The sequence below is a fragment of the Vibrio sp. 779(2023) genome, assembly GCF_033344285.1.
GTDB classification, from domain to species: domain Bacteria; phylum Pseudomonadota; class Gammaproteobacteria; order Enterobacterales; family Vibrionaceae; genus Vibrio; species Vibrio alginolyticus.
Genome location: NZ_JAWPOM010000005.1, coordinates 93,026 through 119,490, shown reverse-complemented (window position 1 = coordinate 119,490; position 26,465 = coordinate 93,026). Strand labels below are relative to the sequence as shown.

Annotated in this window: 29 protein-coding genes, 1 riboswitch and 1 other annotated feature; of the genes, 16 read left to right on the top strand and 13 right to left on the bottom strand. The window is 43.7% G+C overall.

From position 1 onward, the window contains the following. Positions 1 to 108 precede the first annotated feature (108 nt). The gene (hflD, locus tag R8O70_RS08940; RefSeq protein WP_005378194.1) at positions 109 to 726 is read right to left on the bottom strand and encodes a high frequency lysogenization protein HflD; all 618 of its coding nucleotides are present in this window, start codon (positions 724 to 726) and stop codon (positions 109 to 111) included. Positions 727 to 736: 10 nt separating this feature from the next. Next, a complete protein-coding gene (gene mnmA, locus R8O70_RS08935; RefSeq protein ID WP_005378192.1) occupies positions 737 to 1,861 on the bottom strand; it encodes a tRNA 2-thiouridine(34) synthase MnmA in 1,125 nt (374 codons plus the stop codon). Between the two features lie 188 nt (positions 1,862 to 2,049). Here mnmA and R8O70_RS08930 point away from each other — a divergent pair, with 188 nt between their 5' ends. Together R8O70_RS08930 and R8O70_RS08925 are read left to right on the top strand one after the other, a co-directional pair. After that, positions 2,050 to 2,319: a hypothetical protein gene (locus tag R8O70_RS08930; protein ID WP_005378190.1), complete on the top strand. Its 270-nt coding sequence runs from the start codon at positions 2,050 to 2,052 to the stop codon at positions 2,317 to 2,319. Between the two features lie 117 nt (positions 2,320 to 2,436). Then, positions 2,437 to 3,741 carry an inosine/guanosine kinase gene (locus R8O70_RS08925; protein WP_005378187.1) on the top strand — a complete coding sequence of 435 codons (1,305 nt, stop codon included), beginning with the start codon at positions 2,437 to 2,439 and terminating at the stop codon, positions 3,739 to 3,741. Between the two features lie 127 nt (positions 3,742 to 3,868). Here R8O70_RS08925 and R8O70_RS08920 read toward each other — a convergent pair whose 3' ends face one another. Continuing rightward, on the bottom strand, positions 3,869 to 4,276 hold the full coding sequence (locus R8O70_RS08920) for an H-NS family nucleoid-associated regulatory protein (protein WP_005378185.1): 408 nt from the start codon (positions 4,274 to 4,276) through the stop codon (positions 3,869 to 3,871). A gap of 582 nt (positions 4,277 to 4,858) precedes the next feature. Beyond that, positions 4,859 to 5,041: riboswitch (Lysine riboswitch) on the top strand. 109 nt (positions 5,042 to 5,150) lie between these two features. On the opposite strand from R8O70_RS08920, the gene tet(35) reads away from it, so the two are divergent. The 9 genes from tet(35) to hisIE all read left to right on the top strand — a co-directional run bounded on the left by tet(35) (position 5,151) and on the right by hisIE (position 14,298). Beyond that, entirely contained in the window at positions 5,151 to 6,752 is a 1,602-nt protein-coding gene (gene tet(35) / locus R8O70_RS08915) for a tetracycline efflux Na+/H+ antiporter family transporter Tet(35) (RefSeq protein ID WP_017634691.1), read from the top strand. A gap of 180 nt (positions 6,753 to 6,932) precedes the next feature. Then, positions 6,933 to 7,070, top strand: a sequence feature (His leader region). 53 nt (positions 7,071 to 7,123) lie between these two features. Further along, positions 7,124 to 8,020: an ATP phosphoribosyltransferase gene (gene hisG, locus R8O70_RS08910; protein WP_005378180.1), complete on the top strand. Its 897-nt coding sequence runs from the start codon at positions 7,124 to 7,126 to the stop codon at positions 8,018 to 8,020. 5 nt (positions 8,021 to 8,025) lie between these two features. Further along, complete coding sequence (gene hisD / locus R8O70_RS08905; protein ID WP_172563320.1) at positions 8,026 to 9,318, top strand: histidinol dehydrogenase; 1,293 nt, start codon at positions 8,026 to 8,028, stop codon at positions 9,316 to 9,318. 18 nt (positions 9,319 to 9,336) lie between these two features. Next, the gene (gene hisC / locus R8O70_RS08900) at positions 9,337 to 10,377 is read left to right on the top strand and encodes a histidinol-phosphate transaminase (protein ID WP_017634689.1); all 1,041 of its coding nucleotides are present in this window, start codon (positions 9,337 to 9,339) and stop codon (positions 10,375 to 10,377) included. A gap of 69 nt (positions 10,378 to 10,446) precedes the next feature. Next, positions 10,447 to 11,520, top strand: coding sequence for a bifunctional histidinol-phosphatase/imidazoleglycerol-phosphate dehydratase HisB (hisB, locus tag R8O70_RS08895; RefSeq protein WP_005378173.1), 1,074 nt, complete (start codon positions 10,447 to 10,449; stop codon positions 11,518 to 11,520). 26 nt (positions 11,521 to 11,546) lie between these two features. Beyond that, the gene (hisH, locus tag R8O70_RS08890; protein WP_017821716.1) at positions 11,547 to 12,161 is read left to right on the top strand and encodes an imidazole glycerol phosphate synthase subunit HisH; all 615 of its coding nucleotides are present in this window, start codon (positions 11,547 to 11,549) and stop codon (positions 12,159 to 12,161) included. Between the two features lie 12 nt (positions 12,162 to 12,173). After that, positions 12,174 to 12,911 (top strand): 1-(5-phosphoribosyl)-5-[(5-phosphoribosylamino)methylideneamino]imidazole-4-carboxamide isomerase, encoded by a 738-nt coding sequence (gene hisA, locus R8O70_RS08885; RefSeq protein ID WP_005390889.1) that lies wholly within the window; start codon positions 12,174 to 12,176, stop codon positions 12,909 to 12,911. Further along, complete coding sequence (gene hisF / locus R8O70_RS08880; protein ID WP_004749837.1) at positions 12,893 to 13,666, top strand: imidazole glycerol phosphate synthase subunit HisF; 774 nt, start codon at positions 12,893 to 12,895, stop codon at positions 13,664 to 13,666. The genes hisA and hisF overlap by 19 nt, the downstream gene beginning before the upstream one ends. Beyond that, positions 13,663 to 14,298 (top strand): bifunctional phosphoribosyl-AMP cyclohydrolase/phosphoribosyl-ATP diphosphatase HisIE, encoded by a 636-nt coding sequence (gene hisIE, locus R8O70_RS08875; protein WP_005378160.1) that lies wholly within the window; start codon positions 13,663 to 13,665, stop codon positions 14,296 to 14,298. Before hisF ends, hisIE begins: the two co-directional genes overlap by 4 nt. A gap of 275 nt (positions 14,299 to 14,573) precedes the next feature. Here the strand turns inward: hisIE and R8O70_RS08870 are convergent, their stop codons facing one another. From R8O70_RS08870 to R8O70_RS08855, 4 genes are all read right to left on the bottom strand, one after another. Continuing rightward, positions 14,574 to 15,089 carry a YchJ family protein gene (locus R8O70_RS08870; protein WP_042522052.1) on the bottom strand — a complete coding sequence of 172 codons (516 nt, stop codon included), beginning with the start codon at positions 15,087 to 15,089 and terminating at the stop codon, positions 14,574 to 14,576. Between the two features lie 80 nt (positions 15,090 to 15,169). Next, a complete protein-coding gene (locus tag R8O70_RS08865; RefSeq protein ID WP_005378158.1) occupies positions 15,170 to 16,384 on the bottom strand; it encodes an EAL and HDOD domain-containing protein in 1,215 nt (404 codons plus the stop codon). 98 nt (positions 16,385 to 16,482) lie between these two features. Continuing rightward, on the bottom strand, positions 16,483 to 17,220 hold the full coding sequence (gene lpxH, locus R8O70_RS08860; RefSeq protein ID WP_005389817.1) for a UDP-2,3-diacylglucosamine diphosphatase: 738 nt from the start codon (positions 17,218 to 17,220) through the stop codon (positions 16,483 to 16,485). Positions 17,221 to 17,280: 60 nt separating this feature from the next. Beyond that, positions 17,281 to 17,775, bottom strand: coding sequence for a peptidylprolyl isomerase (locus R8O70_RS08855; RefSeq protein ID WP_005378156.1), 495 nt, complete (start codon positions 17,773 to 17,775; stop codon positions 17,281 to 17,283). 202 nt (positions 17,776 to 17,977) lie between these two features. Here R8O70_RS08855 and cysS point away from each other — a divergent pair, with 202 nt between their 5' ends. Further along, complete coding sequence (gene cysS, locus R8O70_RS08850; protein ID WP_005378155.1) at positions 17,978 to 19,360, top strand: cysteine--tRNA ligase; 1,383 nt, start codon at positions 17,978 to 17,980, stop codon at positions 19,358 to 19,360. Positions 19,361 to 19,447: 87 nt separating this feature from the next. Further along, positions 19,448 to 20,026 carry a thymidine kinase gene (locus tag R8O70_RS08845; protein ID WP_005378154.1) on the top strand — a complete coding sequence of 193 codons (579 nt, stop codon included), beginning with the start codon at positions 19,448 to 19,450 and terminating at the stop codon, positions 20,024 to 20,026. A gap of 60 nt (positions 20,027 to 20,086) precedes the next feature. Here R8O70_RS08845 and R8O70_RS08840 read toward each other — a convergent pair whose 3' ends face one another. The 3 genes from R8O70_RS08840 to R8O70_RS08830 are packed head-to-tail and all read right to left on the bottom strand — an operon-like array spanning position 20,087 to position 22,446. Continuing rightward, complete coding sequence (locus tag R8O70_RS08840; RefSeq protein ID WP_017821723.1) at positions 20,087 to 20,725, bottom strand: YdcF family protein; 639 nt, start codon at positions 20,723 to 20,725, stop codon at positions 20,087 to 20,089. After that, positions 20,722 to 21,549: an NAD-dependent epimerase/dehydratase family protein gene (locus R8O70_RS08835; protein WP_017634682.1), complete on the bottom strand. Its 828-nt coding sequence runs from the start codon at positions 21,547 to 21,549 to the stop codon at positions 20,722 to 20,724. Before R8O70_RS08835 ends, R8O70_RS08840 begins: the two co-directional genes overlap by 4 nt. 18 nt (positions 21,550 to 21,567) lie before the next feature. Beyond that, positions 21,568 to 22,446: a LysR family transcriptional regulator gene (locus R8O70_RS08830; RefSeq protein ID WP_005378151.1), complete on the bottom strand. Its 879-nt coding sequence runs from the start codon at positions 22,444 to 22,446 to the stop codon at positions 21,568 to 21,570. An 89-nt stretch (positions 22,447 to 22,535) separates the two neighbouring features. On the opposite strand from R8O70_RS08830, the gene R8O70_RS08825 reads away from it, so the two are divergent. After that, positions 22,536 to 22,982: a PACE efflux transporter gene (locus R8O70_RS08825; protein WP_005378150.1), complete on the top strand. Its 447-nt coding sequence runs from the start codon at positions 22,536 to 22,538 to the stop codon at positions 22,980 to 22,982. Between the two features lie 43 nt (positions 22,983 to 23,025). Here the strand turns inward: R8O70_RS08825 and R8O70_RS08820 are convergent, their stop codons facing one another. Next, the gene (locus R8O70_RS08820) at positions 23,026 to 23,259 is read right to left on the bottom strand and encodes a TIGR02647 family protein (protein WP_005378148.1); all 234 of its coding nucleotides are present in this window, start codon (positions 23,257 to 23,259) and stop codon (positions 23,026 to 23,028) included. Positions 23,260 to 23,558: 299 nt separating this feature from the next. On the opposite strand from R8O70_RS08820, the gene focA reads away from it, so the two are divergent. Then, entirely contained in the window at positions 23,559 to 24,419 is an 861-nt protein-coding gene (gene focA, locus R8O70_RS08815) for a formate transporter FocA (protein ID WP_005378146.1), read from the top strand. An 85-nt stretch (positions 24,420 to 24,504) separates the two neighbouring features. Here focA and R8O70_RS08810 read toward each other — a convergent pair whose 3' ends face one another. Together R8O70_RS08810 and R8O70_RS08805 are read right to left on the bottom strand one after the other, a co-directional pair. Beyond that, positions 24,505 to 24,642: a hypothetical protein gene (locus R8O70_RS08810; protein ID WP_005378145.1), complete on the bottom strand. Its 138-nt coding sequence runs from the start codon at positions 24,640 to 24,642 to the stop codon at positions 24,505 to 24,507. Positions 24,643 to 24,996: 354 nt separating this feature from the next. Next, complete coding sequence (locus R8O70_RS08805) at positions 24,997 to 25,809, bottom strand: ABC transporter permease (RefSeq protein ID WP_017634681.1); 813 nt, start codon at positions 25,807 to 25,809, stop codon at positions 24,997 to 24,999. A gap of 462 nt (positions 25,810 to 26,271) precedes the next feature. Between R8O70_RS08805 and torE the strand changes: the two genes are divergently transcribed. Continuing rightward, entirely contained in the window at positions 26,272 to 26,451 is a 180-nt protein-coding gene (gene torE, locus R8O70_RS08800; protein ID WP_005378141.1) for a trimethylamine N-oxide reductase system protein TorE, read from the top strand. Positions 26,452 to 26,465: the final 14 nt, after the last annotated feature.

Genomic DNA, 26,465 nt, shown 5'->3' with positions numbered 1-26,465 from the left:
AATAACTGTGGCAATTGTCACGAATATTGCGCAAACGTTTGCGCGAGATTTGTTTTAGTCGAAAAAAATGAGCTCGCGATAAACGCGAGCTGCTTATTTGATATTTTACTACAGACGAGCAAGAAGGATTTGTGCTTGCTCTACCATCTTCTTGCGCCCGAAGATTAGGTGGCGACGCTTACCACCAACTTGACGCCAAAGAACTGCACTACGAATGCCAGATAACAACAGCGCACGAACTTTGTGTTGGCTTGCCGTCTGCTGCAGTACAGATGGCGTGCCCGTTACTTGAATGCGTGGGCCAATAGGGCTAACGACATCCAGATAGATGCTCGCTAAATTGCTGATCATTTGATCGTCTAGTAGCTCAAAGTGCTCTGACTGACGCTTGGCCATTTGAATACGATCACCAAGCTGAGACATAGCATCGTTACGAGAGCTTAACTTACGTTCTAACGCCATTAAACTAATAATGTAACGAGTAATTTCACTGCCTGATGGTGTGCTATCAATCCCTTTAACCAAGCATTCTAGGCCGAGCTTTAGATCGGCTTCGCGACCGAATACGCCAACTGTGTTAGCAGGGTTCGTGCTCAAAATAGCGTTGATTGATGTTTCAAAAGCATCTTGATCACAATGTCCGTTTCTCGCTACCTGTTGAACTAAAGCAACAGCTTGGCAAATCCCAGCGAAAGCGATAGTACGGTCATAAAGTGTATTCGCCACGTAACGACTCCTAAGCTTGAGAATATTTAATGCGTTGCTCGATGATGCCGCCACCTAGGCACACGTCACCTTTGTAGAACACTGCTGATTGACCTGGAGTTACAGCAATTTGTGGCTCGTCAAAGATAACTTTAATGTTTTCATCATCGATAGGGATGATTGTACAAGGAATATCTTCCTGACGGTAACGAGTTTTCACTGTGCACTTCATAACATCGCGAATTGGCTCACGATCTACCCAATGAAGTTGTGATGCAAGTAGACCTTCTGATTTCAACATCGGATGGTCTTTACCTTGAACAGCAATCAAAACGTTACGTTCTAGATCTTTCTCACCAACGAACCATGGGTCCTCGTTACCACCGCCGCCTTTACGGCCACCGATGTGTAGACCTTTACGCTGACCAAGTGTGTGGTACATCAGGCCTTGGTGTTGACCAATCACTTCGCCTTCTGGAGTCTCGATATTACCAGGCTGAGCTGGAAGGTAGCGACCGAGGAATTCTGTAAACTTGCGTTCACCGATGAAACAAATACCAGTTGAGTCTTTCTTCTTAGCGGTAATTAGATCTTGTTCTTCCGCAATGCGGCGCACTTCTGGCTTCTCTAGATCACCAACAGGGAATAGGCTACGTGCGATTTGCTCGTTGCTTAATGTGTACAGGAAGTAGCTTTGATCTTTGTTGCCATCTAGACCACGTAGCATCTGTGGTTTTTCACCATTTTCTGGGAAAGAGCGACGCACATAGTGGCCCATTGCAATGTAATCAGCATCAAGTACTTCATCAGCGAATTCTAGGAATGCTTTGAACTTGATTTCTTTGTTACAAAGAATGTCAGGGTTCGGAGTACGGCCAGCTTTGTATTCAGCAAGGAAGTACTCAAATACGTTATCCCAGTATTCGGCAGCAAAGTTGATAGTGTGTAGGTGGATGCCTAGCTTGTCACATACTGCCTGAGCGTCAGCAAGATCTTCTGCCGCTGTACAATATTCTTCGTTGTCATCTTCTTCCCAGTTCTTCATGAAAAGGCCTTCTACTTGGTAGCCTTGCTGCTTTAGAAGATACGCGGAAACAGATGAATCAACGCCGCCGGACATACCGACGATGACTTTCTTTTGGCTGTTATCAGACATTACTAAACACCACTTAAATAAACGGGATGCAGATTCTATCAGAATCCACAGACCGGTGACAGATCCGAGATCGAAATCACAATTCGTTTCGCTGGATTTTTCTTCAACAAAGATTCGAACGAGTAATTTCGCAAGTATAGAAGAGGTATATATGGCATAGTTGGCCAAAATCCAAGAGGAAACACCAAATGACAGAAGAAAACCAATTTATGCAAGAAAGTGAGTTGATTGAAATTGTGGAAAATCAGCTCGAAGATGGCAACCCGCTTAAAGTAAAAGAAACCCTTATGCGTTTAATGATGACTGGCACACCACGTGAAGATGCGGTTGCGATGATGGCATGTGCGATGTCAATTGAGATTTTTGATGTAATGAAGAATGAAGGTGAGTTCAACCTAAAGCGTTATAGCGAGCACCTTGAGCAACTACCAGATCTCAGCTTTATGGAAGGTGAATAAGCCACCTAAAAGAAAAAAGCTGTCAGCAAACGTTTGCTATAATCGCTTTTATTGCTGCTTTATTATTAGCGGTATAGAATCCGCTCTCCTTTTTATCCCCTTACTCAGACTGACAATATGAAATTTCCTGGACAACGCAAATCGAAGCACTATTTTCCTGTTCATGCTCGTGACCCGCTGGTGAGCCAAGCACAAGAAAGCAAGAAGATGACGCGCACTCACATCATTGGTATTGACCAAACCTTGGTTGATATTGAAGCAAAAGTTACAACGGATGTGATTGAAAAGTACGGTCTGAGTAAAGGTCACTCTCTGGTTATCGATGACGAAAGAGCAGAAGAGTTATACCAGCAACTGAAAGAAGAGAACTTGATTACCAATGAGTATGCGGGCGGTACAATTGGTAACACGCTACATAACTACTCCGTGCTAGCGGATGACCGCTCCACACTACTTGGAGTGATGAGCCAGGATATTAAGATTGGCAGCTACGGTTACCGTTATCTTTGTAATACATCAAGCCGCATGGACTTGAACTACCTACAAGGTGTAGATGGTGCAATTGGCCGTTGTTTTGCTCTTATCACAGAAGACGGTGAACGTACTTTTGCTATCAGCGAAGGGCAAATGAACCAACTCCATCCTGATAGCATTCCAGAGAAAATCTTTAAAAATGCATCAGCACTTGTACTGACGTCATATCTAGTACGTTGCAAAGACGGCGACCCAATGCCGGAAGCAACAATGAAAGCAATTGAGTACGCGAAAAAGAATGATGTGCCTGTTGTTCTGACTTTAGGCACAAAGTTTGTTATTCAAGATGACCCTAAATATTGGCAAGAATTCATTCGAGATAACGTTTCAGTCGTTGCGATGAATGAGGATGAAGCAGAAGCACTGACGGGGGAATCTGATCCACTTGCTGCGTCTGATAAAACATTGGAGTGGGCTGATCTAGTATTGTGCACGGCGGGTCCTGTAGGTCTATTTATGGCTGGGTATACGGAGGATAGCGCGAAGCGCGAAACTTCTTTGCCATTACTTCCAGGGTCAATTGCTGAATTTAATCGTTATGAATTCAGTCGTCCGGCGAAAAAAGACTCATGCGAGACGCCAATAAAAGTGTACTCGCATATCTCGCCATATATGGGTGGCCCAGAAAAAATTAAGAATACAAATGGCGCAGGTGATGCTGCGTTATCTGCTGTTCTTCATGATATGGCAGCAAATAAATACCATAAAGAAAATGTGCCTAATTCAAGCAAGCACAGTAACGAGTATTTAACTTACTCTTCTTTTTCTCAAGTCTGCAAATACGCAAACCGTGCTAGCTACGAAGTTCTCGTGCAACATTCACCACGATTGTCGCGCGGACTTCCTGAGCGAGAAGATAGCCTAGAAGAAGCATACTGGGAACGTTAATACGAAGCGATTTAATTAACTATTCTGTAACTAAAGTAAAAGGCACATTAAGAAACGTGCCTTTTTTATTTGTAATGGTTTAAATAAAAAAGGCTCCCTATGGGAGCCTTTTAAAAATAGCACGGATCTAGATTAGGAACTCATCCAGAGATTTACCTGCATCAAGTTGCTCTTGAATCGCCGAAGGTGTACGACCTTGGCCAGTCCAAGTTTTCTCATTACCGTTTGAATCTGTGTATTTGTATTTAGCAGGGCGAGGTGCGCGCTTCGCTTTGCCTTTCGTCTTAGTTTCGCCAGATAGCGCAGTAATAAGTGCTTCTACGTCAATACCGTCTTGAGCGATTTTCTCAGCAATCTCTGCAAGCTTAGCTTCTTGCTCTGCTTGTGCTGCGCGTTCTGCTTCTTCTGCTTCACGACGCTCATCTACGACAGTAGTGAGTTTATCTAGAGCTTCTTCCAATTGTTCTAGAGTCAGCTCACGAGAAAATGCACGAAGGCTACGGATATTTAGAAGGGTTTTAGTCAGCTCTGACATAACGATTCCTATTAAAAGGTTAATGTGTTGGGCACTTTTTATCGTTACGATTAAATAATGCCAATCTATAAATAAACAAAGAGTCCTTATATTTAACTTTATCTTTTCCTTATGTGCAAATGCTAAATCAAGATTTTGTTTAAATTTGACTATTTTTTAAAGCAATTAATATTATTACACTCGAAATAAATCATTATTAGATGAGAACTAAAATCAACAATCATTATTGTATAGAGAGAGTGACAGCTTGGTTTTTTATAAAAAAATTTGAGTTATTACTTAAAAATATGAAGCATCCATCTTTAATGCTGTGTCATATATCCTTAATTTATTGATATAAGATAAACCATGATATTTCTAAGGTAGTAATAATGTTTCATAAATAACATGATTGATGTGATTTCAGTTGCACAAAACTTATGGAAGTAGGCAAGGTTTATAAATTATCTCAGTCATTATTTATTTGTTTAATTTAGTTTGATGTGTTGCATTGACTCTCATCATAAGTACAATGGCTGCCACCTGATGCAATATTGCAGACAATTTGTTGTTAATTTGTACAGTTAGTGGTTAATTGTTTGTTGTTGCCGTAGAGGCGCGGTCTCGAAGAGTAGCTATTATTGGGGTGATGCCAATGAATAATAGTGGAAGGCGAAGATTGCCGAAGTAAGTAACTCATCAAAGTTACTTGCTGGGGTTGTATCTGAAAGGAACAACACTGCCATAGTATATATTCACATTAAACTATGGAGCGCTACTGTAGGGTTGGGTGGAGTGTTCGCTTCCCTGTCGCTAAGTTCAACATGAGCACGTATCGTATGCTACGTGACTTGTCTGCAGTAGATCTCTAGCCAAACTTTGGTTTTTGAAGATCATGAATTTAATAGATTTTTCTAGTTCTCCTGTTTCATTATTGCCACCTATTGTCGCTTTGACTTTGGCGATTTTGACTCGACGTGTATTAGTTTCCTTGGGTGTAGGTATCGTGCTAGGTGCGGTGCTACTTAATAGCTGGTCTATCAGCGACACCGCAGGTTACGTCAGTTCTCAAGTTTCTTCTGTCTTTATTGAAGATGGCGGAATTAACACTTGGAACATGAGCATTGTTGGTTTCCTAATCTTATTAGGTATGACAACAGCTTTATTAACGCTATCTGGCGGTACTCGTGCTTTTGCTGAATGGGCACAATCTCGAGTGAAGAGTAAACGCGGCTCCAAACTTCTTGCCGCCTTTTTAGGCGTATTCATTTTTGTCGATGATTACTTTAATAGCCTTGCTGTTGGTGCGATCTCTCGCCCAGTAACCGATCGCTTTTATGTGTCTCGCGCTAAGCTTGCGTACATTCTAGACTCAACCGCTGCTCCAATGTGTGTAATTATGCCTGCTTCTAGCTGGGGTGCTTACATTATTACTATTATTGGCGGGATCTTAGTCTCACATGGGATCACAGAGTATTCGGCTCTTGGCGCATATGTTCGTCTTATCCCAATGAACTTCTACGCCGTTTTTGCGCTGCTAATGGTGTTCGCTGTTGCGTGGTTTGGTCTTGATATTGGTAAAATGCGTGAGCATGAGATCTCTGCATCGCAAGGTCGTGGCTTTGATAAAGACAAAGAAAATGACTCGCAAGAAGCGCATGACCTAAACGAAGAGCTAGATATCCGTGAAAGTGAAAAGGGTAAAGTGTCAGATTTGATACTTCCTATCGTGACGCTGATTATCGCGACTATCGCTTCAATGCTTTACACGGGTGGCCAAGCATTGGCTGCTGATGGTAAGGAGTTTGCGCTTCTTGGTGCTTTTGAAAATACAGATGTAGGTACATCACTAATCTACGGTAGCTTGCTTGGCTTAGCAGTTGCACTGTTTACTGTTGTGAAGCAAGGTCTACCAATGGCTGAGATCGCACGTACACTTTGGATTGGTGCTAAGTCTATGTTTGGTGCGATTCTAATCTTAGTATTTGCCTGGACCATTGGTTCTGTTATCGGTGATATGAAGACTGGTACTTACCTTTCGACAATGGCGCAGGGCAATATCAACCCTCATTGGCTCCCAGTTATCCTATTCTTGTTGTCTGGCCTGATGGCGTTCTCAACAGGTACTTCATGGGGTACGTTCGGCATCATGCTTCCAATCGCTGGAGACATGGCTGGCGCAACAGACGTAGCGCTAATGCTACCGATGCTGAGTGCGGTTTTAGCTGGTGCGGTATTCGGTGACCATTGTTCACCAATCTCAGATACGACTATCTTGTCATCGACGGGTGCACGTTGTAACCACATTGATCACGTATCAACACAGCTACCTTATGCATTATCAGTCGCGCTTGTTTCATGCGTCGGCTTTATTGCCCTTGGTATGACTGCTTCAATAGCGTTCTCTTTCATCGCAGCGTCGATAACATTCATTATCGTTTGCGCTATTTTGTCATGGCTTTCAAAGTCTAAAATAGCGTCTTGCCAGAGTGCGTAATTCACTGATTTAAAAAGTAAATTTATAGGAGGCTTCGGCCTCCTTTTTTATTTGTATTATACAATTCGAATTTTTTTAAAATTAAGGGTTGAAAAAAGTAATCAGCTTGGTTAGTGTTGTTGGTAACAAAGCAAATGAGAAGAGCCTTGAAATAAGTATGCGTAATTTTGTAATGAACATTCATCACCATCATCACCCAATCTAGTCTTTCGGGCGATGTACGCATACCCGGGAGGCAGGAAACTCCCGGAGGTAAAATCAAAGTAAAAGCAGATTTTAAACCCTCGGGAGACTTCAATCTCCCGAGGGTTTTTTAGTTTTATTAGTTTGAAAAATACTTAGATATCAAAATCTTGCATAGGGACAAAGCAATGCAAACACAACGTTTAAGAATCGCAATTCAGAAAAAAGGTCGTCTTAGCAAAGAGAGTCAAGCTCTACTAAAACAGTGCGGCGTAAAGTTCAACGTAATGGGCGAGCGTTTAGTTGTCCATTCTGAAAATATGCCAATTGATTTACTCTTGGTTCGTGACGACGACATCCCAGGTTTAATTATGGATGGCGTGGTTGACCTTGGCTTTATTGGCGAAAATGAACTAGAAGAAGTTCGCCTTGACCGCAAAGCATTAGGTGAACCCTGCGAGTTTGTTCAGCTTCGTCGACTTGATTTTGGTGGCTGTCGTTTATCTATCGCAATCGACAAGGACGAAGAGTACAACGGTCCACAAGACTTAGCTGGCAAGCGTATTGCTACAACGTATCCTCAACTTCTAAAAGCGTACATGGATGAAGCCGGCGTTCCATTCTCTACATGTATGCTGACAGGCTCTGTAGAAGTTGCCCCTCGCGCGGGTCTCGCTGATGCTATCGCTGATTTGGTTTCTACAGGTGCAACACTGGAAGCGAACGGCCTTAAAGAAGCTGAAATTATCTTCAAATCAAAAGCGACATTGATTCAACGCACAGGTGAGTTCGACGCAGACAAAGTGGCGCTAATCGAAAAGCTGTTAACTCGCATGCAAGGCGTGCAGCAAGCGAAAGAATCTAAGTACATTATGCTTCACGCCCCAGCAGAGAAGTTAGATCAAATTAAAGCACTACTGCCAGGTGCTGAAGACCCAACTGTTCTTCCTCTTTCTGCAGATAAGCAGAAAATGGCTGTTCACTTAGTGAGTTCTGAAAACCTATTCTGGGAAACAATGGAACAGCTGAAAGAGTTGGGCGCAAGTTCAATTCTCGTTCTACCAATTGAAAAAATGATGGAGTAAGCATCATGAGAACAGTCGTTTGGCAATCATTAAGTGAGAATCAGCAAGACTCTATTTTGGAGCGCCCTGCTATTGCAGAAGGTGCCAATATCACCACTGCTGTGGCCGAAGTTATTGCTAAAGTTCGAGAAGAAGGTGACTCTGCTCTTATTGAGCTGACAGAAAAGTTTGACCGTGTTAAGCCTGAATCCATTCGTGTTTCTTCTCAGGAAATTAAGGCAGCGTCAGAGCGTTTGTCAGAGTCAATGAAGAGCGCACTAGAGCAAGCTTACGCCAATATTTCTAAGTTCCACAAAGCGCAAAAGCCGCAACCGATCAAGGTGGAAACCCAGCCAGGTGTCCTTTGTGAACAAGTAACACGCCCAATTCAAAAAGTGGGTTTGTACATTCCTGGTGGCAGTGCGCCTTTGCCATCGACTGTTTTGATGCTCGGCGTTCCTGCAAAAATTGCAGGTTGTCGTAAAGTCGTTCTTTGTTCTCCACCCCCAATCGCTGATGAGATCCTTTATGTCGCGAAACTGTGTGGCATTGATGAGGTGTATAACGTCGGTGGTGGCCAAGCAGTTGCTGCAATGGCTTATGGCACCGAGACTGTATCGAAAGTAGATAAGATCTTTGGTCCGGGCAACGCTTACGTGACCGAAGCAAAACGACAGGTTAGCAATGATTTCCGCGGTGCTGCGATTGATATGCCAGCAGGGCCATCAGAAGTTCTTGTGATTGCCGATGAAACCGCAGATCCAGACTTTATCGCTGCGGATCTTTTGAGCCAAGCAGAACACGGTCCTGATTCTCAAGTGGTATTGGTGACTCCTTCTCCTGTGATTGCTGATCAAGTGACGGATGCGGTTCAACGTCAGCTTAAGGAGCTATCTCGTGCAGACATCGCAGAAAAGGCTCTGGCATCAAGCTTGATCATTATTTCCGAGTCGATGACGCAGTCAGTTTCTATTTCCAATTACTACGGTCCTGAGCACTTGATTGTTCAGACTAAGAACCCTCGTGAGCTTCTACCTCTACTTGATAATGCAGGCTCTATCTTCCTTGGGGATTGGTCGCCTGAATCTGCGGGAGATTACGCATCGGGGACTAACCACGTCCTTCCTACTTACGGTTACACACGTACTTATTCAAGCTTAGGTTTGGCGGATTTCTCTAAACGAATGACGGTTCAGGAGCTTTCTGCTGATGGTTTAAAGAACCTTGCACCAACGGTAGTCACGATGGCTGAAGCGGAAGGTCTGGACGCTCACAAACGTGCTGTTACTATCCGCGTAGAAAAATTAGCAAGTAAGTAAGAATAAGAGAGTAATGAGATGGAAAAGCTAGCGCGTAAACAAGTCCAACAGCTTACCCCTTATATGTCGGCTCGCCGAATCGGTGGTACGGGTGACGTATGGCTAAATGCCAACGAATCACCATTTAACAATGAATACAAAACAGACTTTGCTCGTCTTAATCGTTACAGCGAATGCCAACCGAAAGAACTGATTTCCGCTTACGCAGCGTATGCGGGTGTGAAACCAGAACAAACACTGACTTCTCGCGGCGCAGACGAAGGTATTGAGTTATTAATTCGTGCATTCTGTGAGCCGGGTGAAGATGCGATTCTTTACTGCCCACCAACTTACGGTATGTACGCCATCAGTGCAGAAACCATCGGTGTAGAGCGCAAAACCGTGCCGCTAACGTCAGATTGGCAACTAGACCTTGCAGGCATCGAAGCTAATCTGGATAACGTGAAACTGGTTTTTGTATGTTCGCCAAACAACCCAACGGGTAACTTGGTTAAGCGTGAGGACATTGTGTCTCTGCTTGAGATGACAAAAGACCGTGCAATCGTGGTGATGGATGAAGCGTACATCGATTTTTGTCCAGAAGCGTCAACGGTAGACCTACTGGCGCAATACCCGAATCTTGCGATTCTGCGTACTCTGTCGAAAGCTTTTGCGCTTGCAGGTCTGCGTTGTGGATTTACGCTTGCGAACGAAGAGCTTATTAATGTACTTCTTAAAGTTATCGCACCTTACCCAGTCCCAGTTCCAGTGGCAGAAATTGCGACTCAGGCGCTTTCGGAAGCTGGTTTAGCACGAGCGAAGTTTCAAGTTCTCGATTTGAATGCAAACCGTGCTTACTTGCAAGTTGGCCTTTCAATGATTCCGGGTTTGGAAGTGTTTGAAGGGTGGGGGAACTACCTATTGGTGAAATTCCCAGATGGCGATGACCTTTTCAAAGCGGCTTGGGATACGGGCATTATTTTGCGTAACTCGCCAATTGAAAACTGTGTGCGTATCAGTGTGGGTAACCGTGACGAGTGCGAAAAAACGCTTGGATTTATCAGAAACTACTACGCATAAATAGAGACAGAATTTATCGCTCTCGCGCAATAGCGGGAGCGCCAAAAGAATAGCAATAAGGAAGTTCGAGTGAGCAAACAACAAAAAATCCTTTTTATTGATCGTGATGGCACCTTAATTGTCGAGCCGCCGATTGATTTTCAAGTAGACCGTTTAGATAAACTAAAACTGGAACCATTTGTTATCCCAAGCCTGTTGTCGTTGCAGGATGCAGGATACCGCCTAGTGATGGTCACGAACCAAGATGGTTTGGGTACCGACAGTTACCCACAAGCTGATTTTGATGCACCACACAACATGATGATGGAGATCTTTGAATCTCAAGGTGTGAAATTTGATGATGTGCTGATTTGTCCTCACTTTGATGAAGACAACTGCTCTTGCCGTAAGCCTAAATTGGGCTTGGTAAAAGAGTACCTTCAAGGTGGCAAAGTGGATTTCCAAAACTCTGTTGTGATTGGCGATCGTCAAACCGATCTTCAACTTGCAGAAAACATGGCAATTCGTGGTATTCAATACAACCCAGAAACCATGGGCTGGAAACAGATCCTAAAAGATCTCACAGTGAAGGCGCGCGTGGCTGAAGTGGTCCGCACCACAAAAGAAACAGACATCAAAGTATTCGTTAATCTTGACGAGCAAGGCGGTAATGACATTTCTACAGGTCTTGGCTTTTTTGACCACATGCTGGATCAAATCGCGACGCACGGTGGATTCCAAATGGTGTGCAAAGTGGAAGGTGACCTGCACATTGATGATCACCACACAGTGGAAGATACCGCTCTTGCGTTAGGTCAAGCGTTGAAGGAAGCACTGAGTGACAAGCGTGGTATTGGTCGCTTTGGCTTTAGCTTGCCAATGGATGAGTGTTTGGCGCAATGCGCACTAGACCTATCAGGTCGTCCTTACCTTAAGTTCGACGCGCAGTTTAGTCGTGAGCAAGTGGGTGATCTTTCAACAGAGATGGTGGTTCACTTCTTCCGCTCTCTGACTGACACATTAGCGTGTACGTTGCACCTTTCTTCTGCGGGCAACAATGATCACCACATCATTGAAAGTCTATTTAAAGCGTTTGGTCGTACGTTACGCCAAGCAATCAAAGTAGAAGGCACTGAGCTACCAAGTAGTAAAGGCGTGCTTTAAGGCTAACGTTAGCAAGGAGAAAAACAGTGACAGAACAGAAAGTTGTCATTATCGATACTGGCTGTGCCAACGTTTCTTCGGTGAAGTTTGCCATTGAACGCCTAGGCTATGACGTAACGATTTCAAAAGATCCGCAAGTCGTATTATCCGCAGATAAGCTATTCCTACCGGGTGTGGGAACCGCCAGCGAAGCGATGAAGAACCTAGAAGAGCGCGATCTGATCAGCTTGGTAAAACAGGTAGAAAAGCCATTACTAGGTATCTGTTTAGGCATGCAACTGTTGGGCAAAGTGTCTCAAGAGAAAGGGCAGAAAGCCGACGAGTTAGTTGAGTGTCTTGGACTTTGTGATGGCGAAGTGAAGCTACTACAAACTGGCGATTTGCCGTTGCCGCATATGGGGTGGAACACGGTCTCTGCAAAAGCAGGTAATCCACTTTTCAAAGATATTGAAGAAGGAGAGTATTTCTACTTCGTGCACAGCTTTGCGATGCCTGTTGGGGATTACACGATTGCGGAATGTGAATACGGCAACCCGTTCACAGCAGCAGTACAAAGCGGTAACTATTACGGCGTGCAATTCCACCCTGAGCGTTCTTCAAAAGCGGGCGCGAAGCTTATTCAAAACTTCTTAGAATTATAAAAGGGATTTAGTGTGATTATTCCAGCTCTTGATTTAATTGAAGGACAGGTGGTTCGCCTTTATCAAGGTGATTACGGCCAAGTAACTGAGTACAAAGTCGACCCAGCAGAGCAGTTCAACTTGTACCACCAAGCGGGTGCTAACTGGCTGCACTTGGTGGATTTAACTGGCGCGAAAGACACGACAGCACGTCAACTTGATTTAATTGCAAAGCTACTAGCAAGCACGCCAGCGAACATCCAAATCGGTGGCGGAGTGCGCACAGAGCAAGACGTGATTGATCTGCTAGAAGCGGGGGCTCAGCGTGTTGTCGTTGGCTCAACAGCAGTAAAACAGCCAGAGCTTGTGAAAGGTTGGATGGAAAAATACGGTGCAGAGAAAATCGTTCTCGCGCTAGACATCAACATCGATCAAGACGGCACACGTAAAGTAGCGATTTCTGGTTGGCAAGAAGATTCAGGCGTGACTATCGAAGCTCTGATCAACGATTACCTGACGGTAGGTTTGCAGCACGTGCTTTGTACGGACATTTCTCGTGACGGTACGCTAGAAGGCTCAAACGTAGAGCTTTATGTCGACCTATGTAAACAGTACCCACAAGTGCAGTTTCAATCTTCAGGTGGCATTGGCTCATTAGCAGATATCGAAGCGCTAAAAGGCAGCGGTGTGGCTGGTGTGATTGTTGGTCGTGCGCTGTTAGATGGTAAATTCACAGCAGAGGAGGCATTTGCATGCTGGCAAAGCGAATAATTCCATGTCTTGATGTTCGTGATGGACAAGTGGTGAAGGGCGTCCAGTTCCGCAACCACGAAATCATTGGCGACATCGTTCCTCTGGCGCAGCGTTATGCGGAAGAAGGCGCTGACGAGCTTGTGTTCTACGATATTACCGCTTCAAGTGATGGGCGTGTCGTTGACAAAAGTTGGGTCGCTCGCGTTGCTGAAGTGATTGATATTCCCTTCTGTGTCGCTGGTGGTATTAAATCAGCGGAAGATGCAGCGCGCATTCTTGAGTTTGGTGCAGACAAAGTGTCTATTAACTCACCTGCATTGGCTAACCCGCAACTGATTACTGACCTTGCTGATAAGTTTGGTGTGCAATGTATCGTCGTTGGTATCGATTCATACTACGACAAAGAGACAGGCAAGTATCAGGTTTACCAGTTTACTGGCGATGAAGAACGCACCAAAGCAACTCAATGGGAAACACGTGATTGGGTGCAAGAAGTACAAAAGCGTGGCGCTGGTGAAATCGTACTGAACATGATGAACCAAGACGGCGTACGTAACGGTTACGATATTGAACAACTTAACATGGTGCGTGAAGTGTGTAACGTGCCATTGATTGCATCGGGTGGGGCAGGTGCTATGGAGCACTTTGCGGAAGCATACCAAAAAGCAAATGTGGATGGCGCGCTTGCCGCATCGGTATTCCACAAACAAGTCATCAATATTGGTGAACTAAAGCAGTATTTGAAACAACAAGGCATTGAGGTACGACTATGAGTGTGAAAGCCGCCGAAGTAAGTTCGCTAGTTGAGCGAATCAACTGGGAAAAGGTGGATGGTCTGGTACCTGCTATCGTACAAGATTTCCAATCAAGCCAAGTGCTGATGATGGGTTATATGAACCAAGATGCGTTGGCAAAAACGGGCGAAACAGGTCAAGTGACGTTTTTCTCTCGTACCAAGCAGCGTCTTTGGACGAAAGGTGAGACCTCCGGCAACGTATTGCAACTAGTGAACATGCAGCTCGATTGCGACAACGATACGCTACTGGTGAAAGTGAATCCCATTGGTCCTACGTGTCACTTGGGTAACACAACTTGCTGGGATGTGGACCCTCAAGAGGAGTCACAAATGGTGTGGCTTCATCAACTTGAGCAGCTATTGGCTGCCCGCAAGAGTGCCGACCCAGATTCCTCTTATACTGCCAGTCTTTATGCCCGTGGCACCAAGCGTATTTCGCAAAAAGTGGGCGAAGAAGGCGTTGAAGTCGCGCTTGCGGCGACGTCGGGCGATAAGGCGGAGTTAGTGTGTGAATCTGCAGATTTGATTTATCACTTAATGGTATTGCTTCAAGACCAAGGCTTATCGATGAATGACGTAGTGAATAAACTGAAAGAGCGTCATAAGTAAGCTTGCGATAAGTGAAAGCCCCTATGCTCTCGAGCCTAGGGGCTTTTTACTTTAGTGTTCTTGATTCGGGGCAAAAACCGGCAACAGTGCTGGTGGCGATTAGATTCTGAATCACGCTCGTCCCTCGCTGTTCAGAATGACGGTATATTTTCTAATGGTACTTGCAGTAGAGTTATTTACTTCAAATAGGTACATATATTCACGTCACTCCAACGAACCTAGGCGAAGTCAAGAATCCAATTAAATCGAGCTCAATAAGCTAGGAGTGGATGATCTTACCCACAACACTTCTTAAATTTCTTACCGCTTCCACAGATACACGGGTCGTTACGACCTACTTTTAGGCTACTCACTGGTTGGTTTAGGCGAGGATCTTGTTCTGGTTCTTCTTCTAGCTCTTCTTCTGGAAACGTGCCGTCAATGTAGTACCAAAGCCCATTTTCTTTTACAAAGCGGGAACGCTCTGTCATACAGTAGCGTTTGCCGTCTTCATCAAAATAAGCGCTAAACTCTACAAAGCCTTCATTGTCATTACTGCCAGCTTCTGTTTTTACAACTTCAAGTTTGCACCAATCGCTGTCGATAGATTGGGCAATGCCTTCACGTTGCTCTTCTGCATTACAGATTGGATGATAAGTGTTGACCACGTAATCGACTAGACCTAACACATGCGCACTGTAACGAGAGCGCATTAACTGCTCTGGAGTGGTGACGTCAGCATGGTTGTTGTGGGCAATTTCACAACACTGTTGGTACGTGCGGTTAGATCCGCAAGGGCAAGAAGAAGCCATAAAATGAAATCTCGATTAATTAAGCGGTAAAAACAAACAACCTCACAATTGCGAGGCTGGAGGTGAGGCATTATAGCGATTTAGGGCGTTTGAGACAGCAGTTCTTGAGCCCACTCGGTAGATTGATTAAAAGCGTCTGCTAATTGAGGTTCGGTTAATTTAAGAACGGTGCAATATCGCTCGGCTAACTCCCAGTCCGCTTGTTCATAGGCGATCGTCATCGAAAGTAAGTGACCAAGTACGCCTTTTCGACTGGTTAATGCGAGTTTTATATCTTCGTCAACGGGGATATCTTCAATGACATCAGAGAGCGGTTGATCGAGCAAAGATCCGAGTAAAGAAAACATGCCTGTCAAAAAAGCCTGCCCAGGGTCATACCTAGTGTTCATTTGACTAAGTAACAGTTCACACATTCGTGCACGCTGAATCGCTAAAGAGTAAAGAGAGTCAGGTTTATCTTCTTGAACGGACGCAATTGCAACTAAGGAAATAAAGCGTCGTAGTCGCTCTTCACCCAGATAAATAAGCGCCTGTCTGAACGATTTGATCTTAGTCGTTAATGTATAGCCTGAATTTACGTAAGTAAGCAGCTTGTATGACAGCGTCACATCAATCGAAAACAGACGTTCAACCTCATTGAAGTCGATGGGCTTATCTGCAATCTCTTTACAAAGTTGGATGACGGTAAGAAACGCGGGGTTCAACCGTTTTTTCTGGATCATCTCAGGTTTGCTAAAAAAATACCCTTGAAAATAGTTAAAACCGGCTTCTAGGGCTTGCTCAAACTCTTCATAGGTCTCTACCTTTTCCGCAAGAAAGTCGATTTTAAATGGGCTCAACGCCTGAATAAAAATGGCAGCTTTCTTAATCGGCACAAGTCTAATATCAAACTTGATCATGGAAACGTATGGAAGAAAACGCTTCCAAGCTTTCGTCGGAACAAAATCATCCAGAGCAATTTTGTATCCGCACTCATGAAGGTGCTTGATGGCTTCTAACAGTTCTTCTGTCGGTTCGCAGTCTTCAAGGACTTCAATGACGAGAGATTCTTTAGGGAACAAAGTTGGGACCAAGTTCACCAAGCTTTGATGCGGAAAGTTAACAAAGCCAAGTTTGTTTCCTAATGTGTTGTAATGCGTCGACAAAAAATGATCGGATAGCAGTCGACTAGTAGCCAGCTCTGGTTCTACTTCAGGGAAGGTATTTTTAGGGCCGTCTCGAAAGAGGAGTTCGTAACCTATGGTTCGTTTTTCTCTATCCAGAATCGGTTGGCGAGCTACGTAAGAATACTTCAATTAGGTACTTCGTTCTGTTTAACTTAGTATTATGATAATAGCGATTTTTTACAAAATATCTACGACTTGAGCGTGAATCTTCTACACGCTCTACATGCTTAACGCAAATTCTGTATGAACGGTCTCGTTTGTAGGTCAAAACTATCAGAATTTACTTTTAAAACTGAGCCTTGCGTATACCAATCCCCTAAAACAATTCGGGTCTTTTTAACGCCATCGACGTCAAAAAAATGTGTGTTCGGGCGATGTGTGTGACCATGAATCATTAAGTTGACGCAGTTCTGAGACATTACTTTCTCGACCTCATTTTGGTTGACGTCCATGATATCTAATGACTTGCTCATTTTATCATCACGAATATCGGATTGAACTTTTGAGACAATTTTCTTCTTAATGAACCAAGGAATACGGTTAAACAACCATTGTAGCCATGGCTTGTGAACGGTTTTTCTAAACTCTTGGTATTTCACATCGTCAATGCAGAGCGTATCGCCATGTAGGATTACGGCTTTTTGACCATAAAGATCAATCGTGCAGACATCGTCGAGTAATGTCATACCGGTTTCTTTGCAAAAGCGTTTGCCGAGTAAAAAATCTCGATTGCCTTGGATGAAAAAAGTTGGCACACCCGCATCCGTCAGTGCTTTAAATTCTGCACGGATTTGGTCTGCAAAAGGGGTGTTGTCATCGTCACCAATCCAGAATTCAAACAGATCGCCGAGTACATAAAGTGCATCAGCTTTTGTTGCTTCTGTTCGCATGAACGTCACAAAACATTCCGTAATATCCGGACGTGATGGGGTAAGGTGAAGATCGGAAATAAATAATGTCGTCATAGAAATAAGGGGAAGCTATGCCTCCCCATTAACTTATCTTTTAAAAATAATTCCTAAGAATTACTCTTCAATTGTTGTACCAGTGATTACTACGTCTTCTAGAGGTACGTCTTGGTGCATGCCGTAAGAACCAGTGCTAACGCCTTTGATCTTATTTACGATGTCCATGCCTTCGATTACTTCACCGAACACACAGTAACCCCAACCGTCTAGGCTTTCGCTACGGAAGTCTAGGAATGTGTTGTTGTTTACGTTGATGAAGAACTGAGAGCTTGCTGAATGCGGCTCCATAGTACGTGCCATAGCAAGTGTACCCACTTTGTTGCTTAGGCCGTTGTTTGCTTCGTTCTTGATAGGTGCACGAGTCGCTTTTTCACGCAGACCAGACTCCATACCACCACCTTGGATCATGAAGCCGTCAATAACACGGTGGAAAAGCGTGTTGTCGTAGAAACCGTCGCGGCAGTACTGAAGGAAGTTTGCGCTTGTCTCTGGCGCTTTCTCTTCGTTTAGTTGAATCTTGATGTCACCAAAATTAGTGTGAAGGGTGATCATGCTACTTTCCTTTACTGTGTTGTGTTGAGCCCGAGATTCTAGCCTAAGTTCTAGTGCTTTAAAAACTCAGGAAGAGGAAATTCTTCGTTTTGTGCTTGAAGTTTAGCCGATTATCGTTTTATCGGTTAATTGCTATTACCTAACTAGGTTGGAGTTGATATACTCATCTTCTTTTATTCATTCACAATCATAGATAGAGATCATGTTAAAGATATATAACACACTCACAAGACAGAAAGAGGAATTCAAACCAATTACAGCTGGCAAAGTCGGTATGTATGTCTGTGGAGTTACCATCTACGATCTCTGTCACATTGGTCATGGTCGTACTTTCGTCTCTTTTGACGTTGTATCACGTTACCTTCGCTACTTGGGCTACGATCTGACGTTTGTACGTAACATCACAGATATCGACGATAAGATCATCAAACGTGCCGCAGAAAATGGTGAGTCTTGCGATTCATTGACTGAGCGTTTAATTGGTGAAATGCACGCTGATTTTGATGCGCTGAACATGAAACGTCCGGACGTTGAACCTCGTGCGACACAGTTTATTGCTGAAATAATCGAATTGGTTGAGAAGCTAATCGAGCGCGGTTTTGCATACGTTGCAGATAACGGTGACGTAATGTTTGAAGTGGGTAAGTTCAACGAATACGGCAAGCTTTCTAAGCAAGACCTTGATCAGCTTCAAGCTGGCGCGCGCGTTGATATCGAAACAGCAAAACGCAGCCCTCTAGACTTTGTACTTTGGAAGATGTCTAAGCCGGGTGAACCAACGTGGGAGTCACCATGGGGTCCTGGTCGTCCAGGTTGGCACATTGAGTGTTCAGCAATGAACTCTTCAATCCTAGGTAACCACTTCGACATTCACGGCGGCGGTTCTGACCTTCAGTTCCCACACCATGAAAATGAAATCGCGCAATCATGCTGTGCACACGATACACAATACGTGAACACATGGATGCACAGCGGCATGGTAATGGTAGACCGTGAGAAGATGTCTAAATCTCTAGGTAACTTCTTTACTATCCGTGACGTTCTTGGTCACTACGATGCTGAAACAGTGCGTTACTTCCTAATGTCTGGTCACTACCGTAGCCAGTTAAACTACAGCGAAGATAACCTAAACCAAGCACGTGCTTCGCTTGAGCGCCTGTACACATCTCTACGTGGTTTAGACCTAAACGCTGCGCCTGCTGGTGGTGAAGAGTACGTATCTCGCTTTACAGCAGCGATGAACGATGACTTCAATACACCAGAAGCGTACTCAGTTCTGTTCGACATGGCGCGCGAAGTTAACCGTCTGAAGACAGAAAACCTAGAGAAAGCGAGCGAGCTAGGTGCGCTAATGCGTGAACTAGCAGATGTGATCGGTATTCTTCACCAAGATCCAGAAGCCTTCCTAAAAGGTGATGCAGGTAACGATGATGAAGTGGCTGAAATCGAAGCTCTGATCAAGCTGCGTAACGACTCTCGTGCTGCGAAAGATTGGGCGAATGCAGATATGGCTCGTGACAAGCTGACCGAAATGGGCATTGTTCTGGAAGATGGTCCAGAAGGTACAACGTGGCGTCGTAAGTAATTGAATTTTCATTTTTAAAGGGCTGATAATTCAGCCCTTTTATTTTCCATTTCCATAAATTAAAACTTTAACTTTAGGTAATGCTCTGTGGCTCAGATGTATTTCTATTACTCAGCAATGAATGCGGGTAAATCAACAACGCTTCTTCAATCCTCTTTCAACTATCAAGAACGCGGCATGACGCCAGTTATTTTTACGGCTGCGCTAGATGATCGTTTTGGTGTCGGTAAAGTGAGCTCTCGTATTGGTCTTCAATCTGACGCACATTTATTTCGTCAGGATACCAATTTGTATCAGGAGATCGCAGCTCTGAATGAGGTTGAAAAACGTCACTGTATTCTTGTTGATGAGTGTCAGTTCTTGTCGAAAGAACAAGTTTATCAACTTACTGAAGTCGTTGATAAGTTGCATATTCCAGTATTGTGTTACGGCCTTCGCACCGATTTTCTAGGCGAACTTTTTGAAGGCAGTAAGTATCTATTATCTTGGGCAGACAAGCTGGTTGAGCTCAAAACAATCTGCCATTGCGGCCGCAAAGCGAATATGGTTATTCGTACCGATGAACACGGCGTGGCAATTAAAGAAGGCGATCAAGTTGCGATCGGCGGTAACGATAAGTATGTCTCCGTATGCCGCCAACATTACAAAGAAGCGCTCGGTAAATAAGCCGTATTGATACATAAAAGCCACCGAACTTGGTGGCTTTTTGTTGTCGGTTAGAAAAAGTTAGACTAAGTCAAAACCAAATCGCTCGAGTAAAACCTGGTAAGAAGATTCGACTTGCTGAGGGATGTTCTGCTCGGTTTGAAATCCTTTCTCTGGATAGCTTTTTACGCGAGAGAAATCTTCCATTAGTGCTTCTAGCACCATCATTAATGGCATGTCTTCATTAATGTATTCAAAAAATGGAAGAGCCGCAGAGCTTACTTGGAGCTGAGTGTAGGGTGACTGCCACTGTTTTTCAAATGTCGCGATTGCTCTACGCTCCATAAACGGTTTTTGTACCAGAATAAACGAGGAACATTGTTTTCCTTCCTCTTTTAATCGTTGCTCAGTAAAGCGGACGTTTTCTCCGCTGTTTGTGGATTTAGTCTCGAGCAAAATTGCTTTGCTTGGAACGCCCGACAACTTTGCAATCTCGGCAAAGGTTTCTGCTTCGCTTTTTTCAAACAGTCCATCTGTGAAGCGACCTTCACCCCCTGAAAATACAATCAAAGGTGCCAACTTTTGGTGGTAGAGCTTGGCAGCGTGCTCCGCTACACGCACATCATTACTGCACATCACAAACAAACAGTCCGCAGGCTTCAGTTCATGTTTAAGTTGCATGTAATCCCAAAGCGTTTCTATATGTCTATAGAGTCTCATAGCGCATCCAAAGTTGAATTGAAGTGAAATCGATAACCAAGTGAGAGTAGTTTGTCAGCAAGAATACGCTTGTCAGCTTGCTCTGTGACGGGTGGAAGAGGTATCTCACTTCCGATTTTGTTTATGGCAGCTTGGTAGAACTCAGCCTTGCTGACAGTATGAGGTGTCGTAACATTAATGACTTGGTTGCTTAAGTTGCCTAAGGCAAATTTCGCAGCCGAGACAGCATCATCTTGATGAAGCATATTAGCTGGTGCTTTACGACTAACTTGTTGAAGCCTTGCTGCAAAGCGAGATGGGTGTCTATCTGGCCCGATTAATCCGCTACAACGTAGAATAACAAAGCTAATATTCGAGTCGATAACATGCTGCTCTGCTTGAAGCATAATACGTGCATTGTCAGAGAAATAAGGGCTTTCGGCTGCTAAAGAGATTGACGCGTCAGCTTCTTCCATATCGGAAGCAAGGTTAGGGTAAACCGTTGTAGAGCTGATCATGAGAAGTTTTTCAACGTTGTTTTGCTTAGCTGCGTTGGCAAGTATTTGCCATTGCTGTGCATATTCTTGACCGCGTCCTTTACGAAATCCTGGAGGAAAAGCACCGATAACGTGCGTAATTTGATGCTGTTTGAGCAGCTCATCTAGCCGTGCTGTGGCGTTCAATTGATTGAAATCGAACAATGCGGAGTGAGTTAATGAGGTGGGTAACTCTTTTAATCGAGTTTGGCTACGACGAGTGACAACAACATAGTGTCCATCTTTCATCAATGTTTCTGCTAGCGGAGTTCCGAGCCAGCCTGCACCTACGATCAATGTATTTGCCATTTGGGTCTTCCTACTTACTTATGTCTGCCCGAATAGGTTGAGCAGTTCTGCTTTGGCTTGTTGATGGAGGGGATCTGAATGCCATTTCTGGTGCTGAATAAGGTCAACATTGACTTGCCAAGCCAGTTTTGTGAAATCATCCCCAACTTTTTTTAATGTATTAGGTGAATACGCGACTAAATGCTGTGGTAGAAAGCACCAACCAAACCCTTTATTCGCCAATTCCAACAAAATATAGTAGTTATCAGCGTACCAGATATCTGGGCTAAATGCTTGATTGAGACCACATGGCTCTGCACTTTTGGATCGTATGACCAATTGACGATGTTGTTTTAGTTGATCAATGTGAGTGATTTGCTGCTTTGCTAAAGGATGTGTTGAAGAGACATAGACATCAAATGCAATATTGCCAAGATTGGTGAAATCGATGTGCCTTGGCATTTGTAAATCACTCAAAATAATCCCAGTCGTGGCGCGTTCCGACTTAACCAATTCAATGATATCAGGGCTTGATGCCGTTAAGCATTCAACTTGTAAGTGTGGAAAGCGTTGCTCTAACTTCTTTAGCACATCCGGCAAGCGAGTCAGAGGAATCCCTTCATCAATAGCTAAGACTAATTTGTTCGTTGGCGTGGAAAAGAGCTGCGATGCCCTATTGTTTAGGCGGTCGAGTTGGCTGATTGTTGCTTGTGCATAAGGTACGAGCGCGAGGCCATTCTCAGTTAATTTAGGGTACCTGCCTGATCGATCAAAAAGCTCAACGCCACAGTCGATCTCCATATTCATGATGTGCTGGCTCACTACAGATTGAGCTCGCCCCAGTTTTCTAGCTGCTCCTGAAAATGATCCTGCTTCTGATGTAGCAATAAAAGCTTGCAGTTGTTCGATGGTAAACATATCGCTTAAACCGATGGTATCTAACTTTTGGTTATCTAAATAATAGATAAAATTCTAAGCATTGAGTAGAACTATTTGGACAGAGAAATATGACTCGTAACGAACGAATTTTTCATGCAGTACTTTTTGAGTTAATCGCACTCGCGATTATTGTACCAGCGGCTTCATTGATCACTGGAAAGGGCTCTAGTGATCTTGCGTTGGTTGGGGTCGGGTTGAGCATGTATACCGTGATATGGAACTACATCTACAACTTGTACTTTGATAAGTGGTTTGGTGGCAATCGAGCTGAGCGAAGTTTAGCGATGCGGCTTGGACACACTGTTGGTTTCGAGGGAGGATTGATCTTTATCTCTCTACCTGTGATTGCCTGGTTCTTAGAAATTACGCTTCTTCAAGCTCTGATGCTGGAAGCCGGCTTCCTCGTTTTCTTCCTATTTTATGCTACTGGTTTTAACTGGTTGTATGACAAGGTTCAACCATTTAGCAAAATGAAAAAGCGATTATTGCCGCAGGCATCGACAGGAAAAATATAGGACTAAAAAACGCCACCGAGTTCGGTGGCGTTTTTTGTTCAAATTACACAGACAAAACTCTTAAAATCTTATCTGCATGTTCTGCAACTTCAATGCCTTCGTCTGTTAGATAACCACCGTCAGGCTGTGTACAAAGTTGCTTCTCATATAGACGAGCAACGGCTGCCTGCATTTCTTCTGACGCGTCTGTATGAACTTTAATACCAGTTGCAGCACTACTTAGGTCGAACTGAAGAAGTAGATTCAATTCGGCGATATGTTCAGCTGAATATTTCATAAATGATTCCTTTGCGCTTTTTTTACCAAGCTAGTCTGAAAAGTAGCGTTGGGCAACATTCAACGACAAGAAGTGTTAAGTATGGCGCTATCAGGCTGATATAACGCAGGATCTTTGTTCGAAAGGCCGAATACTTGTTAAGTATCAATGATACTTACGGTAGCGAATGATAGGCGCTATTTATTGCTTGATCTCCCAATAACAACGATTTTAGTAAACACGCCAAATAGCACTTGAAAAAATAGGGAAATAGAGCGATTATCCGCGCCTCTTTAAATGTTTCTAAATGTTACACCAGAATGAACTTTAATCAGTTTGACTCACTATTACCGCCACAAGCTGCGGAACGCGCGGCTGAAGTGGGGGTAGGCAAAGCAACGAAAGCTCCAATCAAATCTTTTCTGCTCGCCATTTCTGCGGGGCTTCATATTGGTATTGCTTTCATCTTCTATACCACAGTAACGACAGGCGCAGGCGAGCTGCCTTGGGGCATTACACGACTCATTGGTGGTCTGGCATTTAGCCTTGGTTTGATTTTGGTGGTGGTTACTGGCGGCGAGCTTTTCACTAGCTCTGTGCTAACACTAGTTGCGCGTGCGAGTGGAAAAATCTCTTGGCAAGCACTTATCAAAAACTGGTTGGTGGTTTACTTTGGCAATATGGTTGGGGCCATTTTGCTCGTGGCCTGTATGCTAGTTACCAAGCAATATATGTTTGATCATGGCCAAGTTGGTCTTAACGCGATGGCGATCTCCCAACACAAATTACATCATGGTTTCTTTGCTGCTGTTGCGCTTGGCATTATGTGTAACGTATTAGTTTGTATTGCAGTTTGGATGACGTTTAGTGGGCGAACATTGACAGATAAAATAGCGGTCATGATTTTGCCTGTGGCTATGTTCGTGTCGGCAGGTTTTGAGCACTGTATTGCGAACATGTTCCAAGTACCTATGGCGATTGGTATTAAGTACTTTGCGCCAGAAGCGTTTTGGCAAATGACAGGGGCAGATATTGCAAACTACGCGGACTTAAACATGATGGGGTTCATCGTAAACAACCTAATTCCTGTTACGATAGGAAACATTATTGGTGGTGGCGTATTTGTTGGCATGTGGTATTGGATGATTTATCTACGCGATGAAGATAACCATTTGCGATAAGTTTAGAAGATCACAAGAAAGGCGAACCAGATGGTTCGCCTTTCTTTTTATTTGTCTCTGCAAATGTCAAATAAGTCGAGTCATGCTAAATCAACTCTTCGTTGATGCCAAAATCGGTTGGGAGCCAATGAGAAGTTACTTCCTTTGGTTCTTGAACGAGCCAATCCAGAGGTGCATCGGACAGGAGTTCATCGTAATTTTCTTTGATCATTAAGACATCCATGTACGTCTCTCCAAGTTTGTGGTCACTGCCTTTACTATAAAATTAGAACATGTCAGTCACGTGATCAATGCATGACGATTCGATTGATCACTTATGTTGCTATGTTTCTGGTTGCGTATGGGTTTTGGGGGCTTATCCACATTTTCTGTGGATAACCTGTATCAAAGGTCGTGCGTATCTAAACTTGCAAAGAAAATTTCATAAAATTAGAGGCTTATATCAAAAAGAATTCTGCCTGACTTTTCATCTGAAAGCGTCTTGATGAGTGCTCGAAGAATAGTTGAGTTATTCAGTTATAAGTACGTTCGACTTGGCACCATAAGTTGTTTAACGGGCTTTACCCACAAGCGCCAACTAACCGTGAGTTTTGGTCGATTCGGGTTGCTCGATTTTTATCTTGATTCGGCCTTCTTTGGTTTGTACCCAGCGCAATGTCATTTCTAACGTTATGGTTACGGAGGCACTCAACATGACGAAAATAGCCAGCATAATTACTAACTGGTATTTAATCGCAACCATCGGGCTCGCGCCACCTAGAATTTGACCGGTCATCATACCCGGTAAGGTAACCAGTCCTGTAGTGGCCATAGAAGCTAAAGTCGGGGCAAGGGACTTTCTAAGAGCCTCTTGAATGAAGGGGAAGGATGCGTAGCGAGGAGAGGCTCCAAGTGAGATTGCAGCCTCATATTCTGCTTGTCTCTGCTCAAAAGCCGTAAACAAATTCTGAAGAGCGATGATATTACTACTCAAGCTGTTACCCAATAACATACCAGCAAGTGGGATCATGTACTGCGCATTGTAAATAGGGGATGGTTGCACTAGGCCTGCTGTAATTGCTATCAGAAGTGGTATTAGACCACAGGTAAGGCCCGTTAGTAGCGGAAGCATAAGTGGCTTTTTAGGTAAGTGAGCTTTTCCCGCAATTGAGCTGGCACCAATCAGTAGCATGATGGCAAGCCAAAGTATATTGACAAGTAAGCTGTTTAATTGAAAAAGATATTCTAAATACACGCCAATCAATATGAGCTGAAGTGTCATTCGGATAACACTGATTATGGTGTCTTTTGCTATCCCTAATTTGTAGCGGGCATTGATAAAGAAGGGGACCAATAAAATCAAACCAAACAGTGCCAGTTTGACCCAGCTTATATCCACCACGTTATCCATAATCGCTCCTTGAAAATACGCGAATAATTGTATCTAAGCCTCCCCTTTATATGAACCACTATGTGCACTTTTTGCTGTTCTTAAAGTAAACCTTGAGTGCTATTTTAGACATTAATACGCAGCATTCTGTTTACAAGTGGATATCTTTTTCGGAGTTTTTAAGTCGATTTATGGCATGGTAATTACGATTTAAATGTGATCGATGTTTCTTAAATGTTGGTTATTTAACAACTCCTTAAAAGACTTATTTTGTCACATCTGTTCATGTTTTTTAATAAATAACATCAATCCATCATATCTCTGTATGAGCTCAAAAAAGTGTTGAATTACAAGGTCTGAGGTCGCTTATTTGATTGAACCCTACTATTAGTATGGTCTAACATTTTCCATTAGAGATTGTAAAAAACTTAAGCTTGGTTACGCGGGCTTTTCAATAACACTAGATACAAAATAGGCAAATGTATGAGTGATGTTAATAAAATTGAGAGTGGTGAAAAACGCTCCCTGGAGTGGAAGTCGTTCCTCTTCATTGCAGTTGTTCTCTTCCCAATTCTGAGTGTGGCCTTTGTTGGCGGCTACGGGTTCATCGTTTGGATGTTGCAAGTCTTCTTCTTTGGACCTCCAGGCGCGCACGGCATGTAAGCCAGTGAGCTCAT

Excerpts from the sequence above, each read along its gene's own strand:
- cysS (WP_005378155.1), top strand. The coding sequence starts at position 17,978 with ATGTTAAAGATATATAACACACTCACAAGACAGAAAGAGGAATTCAAA.
- R8O70_RS08925 (WP_005378187.1), top strand. The coding sequence starts at position 2,437 with ATGAAATTTCCTGGACAACGCAAATCGAAGCACTATTTTCCTGTTCAT.
- focA (WP_005378146.1), top strand. The coding sequence starts at position 23,559 with ATGAACTTTAATCAGTTTGACTCACTATTACCGCCACAAGCTGCGGAA.
- mnmA (WP_005378192.1), bottom strand. The coding sequence starts at position 1,861 with ATGTCTGATAACAGCCAAAAGAAAGTCATCGTCGGTATGTCCGGCGGC.
- hisC (WP_017634689.1), top strand. The coding sequence starts at position 9,337 with ATGGAAAAGCTAGCGCGTAAACAAGTCCAACAGCTTACCCCTTATATG.
- R8O70_RS08830 (WP_005378151.1), bottom strand. The coding sequence starts at position 22,446 with ATGTTTACCATCGAACAACTGCAAGCTTTTATTGCTACATCAGAAGCA.
- R8O70_RS08840 (WP_017821723.1), bottom strand. The coding sequence starts at position 20,725 with ATGAGACTCTATAGACATATAGAAACGCTTTGGGATTACATGCAACTT.
- R8O70_RS08920 (WP_005378185.1), bottom strand. The coding sequence starts at position 4,276 with ATGTCAGAGCTGACTAAAACCCTTCTAAATATCCGTAGCCTTCGTGCA.
- R8O70_RS08810 (WP_005378145.1), bottom strand. The coding sequence starts at position 24,642 with ATGGATGTCTTAATGATCAAAGAAAATTACGATGAACTCCTGTCCGAT.
- R8O70_RS08855 (WP_005378156.1), bottom strand. The coding sequence starts at position 17,775 with ATGATCACCCTTCACACTAATTTTGGTGACATCAAGATTCAACTAAAC.
- R8O70_RS08805 (WP_017634681.1), bottom strand. The coding sequence starts at position 25,809 with ATGGATAACGTGGTGGATATAAGCTGGGTCAAACTGGCACTGTTTGGT.
- R8O70_RS08870 (WP_042522052.1), bottom strand. The coding sequence starts at position 15,089 with ATGGCTTCTTCTTGCCCTTGCGGATCTAACCGCACGTACCAACAGTGT.
- hisD (WP_172563320.1), top strand. The coding sequence starts at position 8,026 with ATGAGAACAGTCGTTTGGCAATCATTAAGTGAGAATCAGCAAGACTCT.
- R8O70_RS08825 (WP_005378150.1), top strand. The coding sequence starts at position 22,536 with ATGACTCGTAACGAACGAATTTTTCATGCAGTACTTTTTGAGTTAATC.
- torE (WP_005378141.1), top strand. The coding sequence starts at position 26,272 with ATGAGTGATGTTAATAAAATTGAGAGTGGTGAAAAACGCTCCCTGGAG.
- hisF (WP_004749837.1), top strand. The coding sequence starts at position 12,893 with ATGCTGGCAAAGCGAATAATTCCATGTCTTGATGTTCGTGATGGACAA.
- R8O70_RS08835 (WP_017634682.1), bottom strand. The coding sequence starts at position 21,549 with ATGGCAAATACATTGATCGTAGGTGCAGGCTGGCTCGGAACTCCGCTA.
- R8O70_RS08930 (WP_005378190.1), top strand. The coding sequence starts at position 2,050 with ATGACAGAAGAAAACCAATTTATGCAAGAAAGTGAGTTGATTGAAATT.
- lpxH (WP_005389817.1), bottom strand. The coding sequence starts at position 17,220 with ATGACGACATTATTTATTTCCGATCTTCACCTTACCCCATCACGTCCG.
- hisIE (WP_005378160.1), top strand. The coding sequence starts at position 13,663 with ATGAGTGTGAAAGCCGCCGAAGTAAGTTCGCTAGTTGAGCGAATCAAC.
- R8O70_RS08820 (WP_005378148.1), bottom strand. The coding sequence starts at position 23,259 with ATGAAATATTCAGCTGAACATATCGCCGAATTGAATCTACTTCTTCAG.
- hisG (WP_005378180.1), top strand. The coding sequence starts at position 7,124 with ATGCAAACACAACGTTTAAGAATCGCAATTCAGAAAAAAGGTCGTCTT.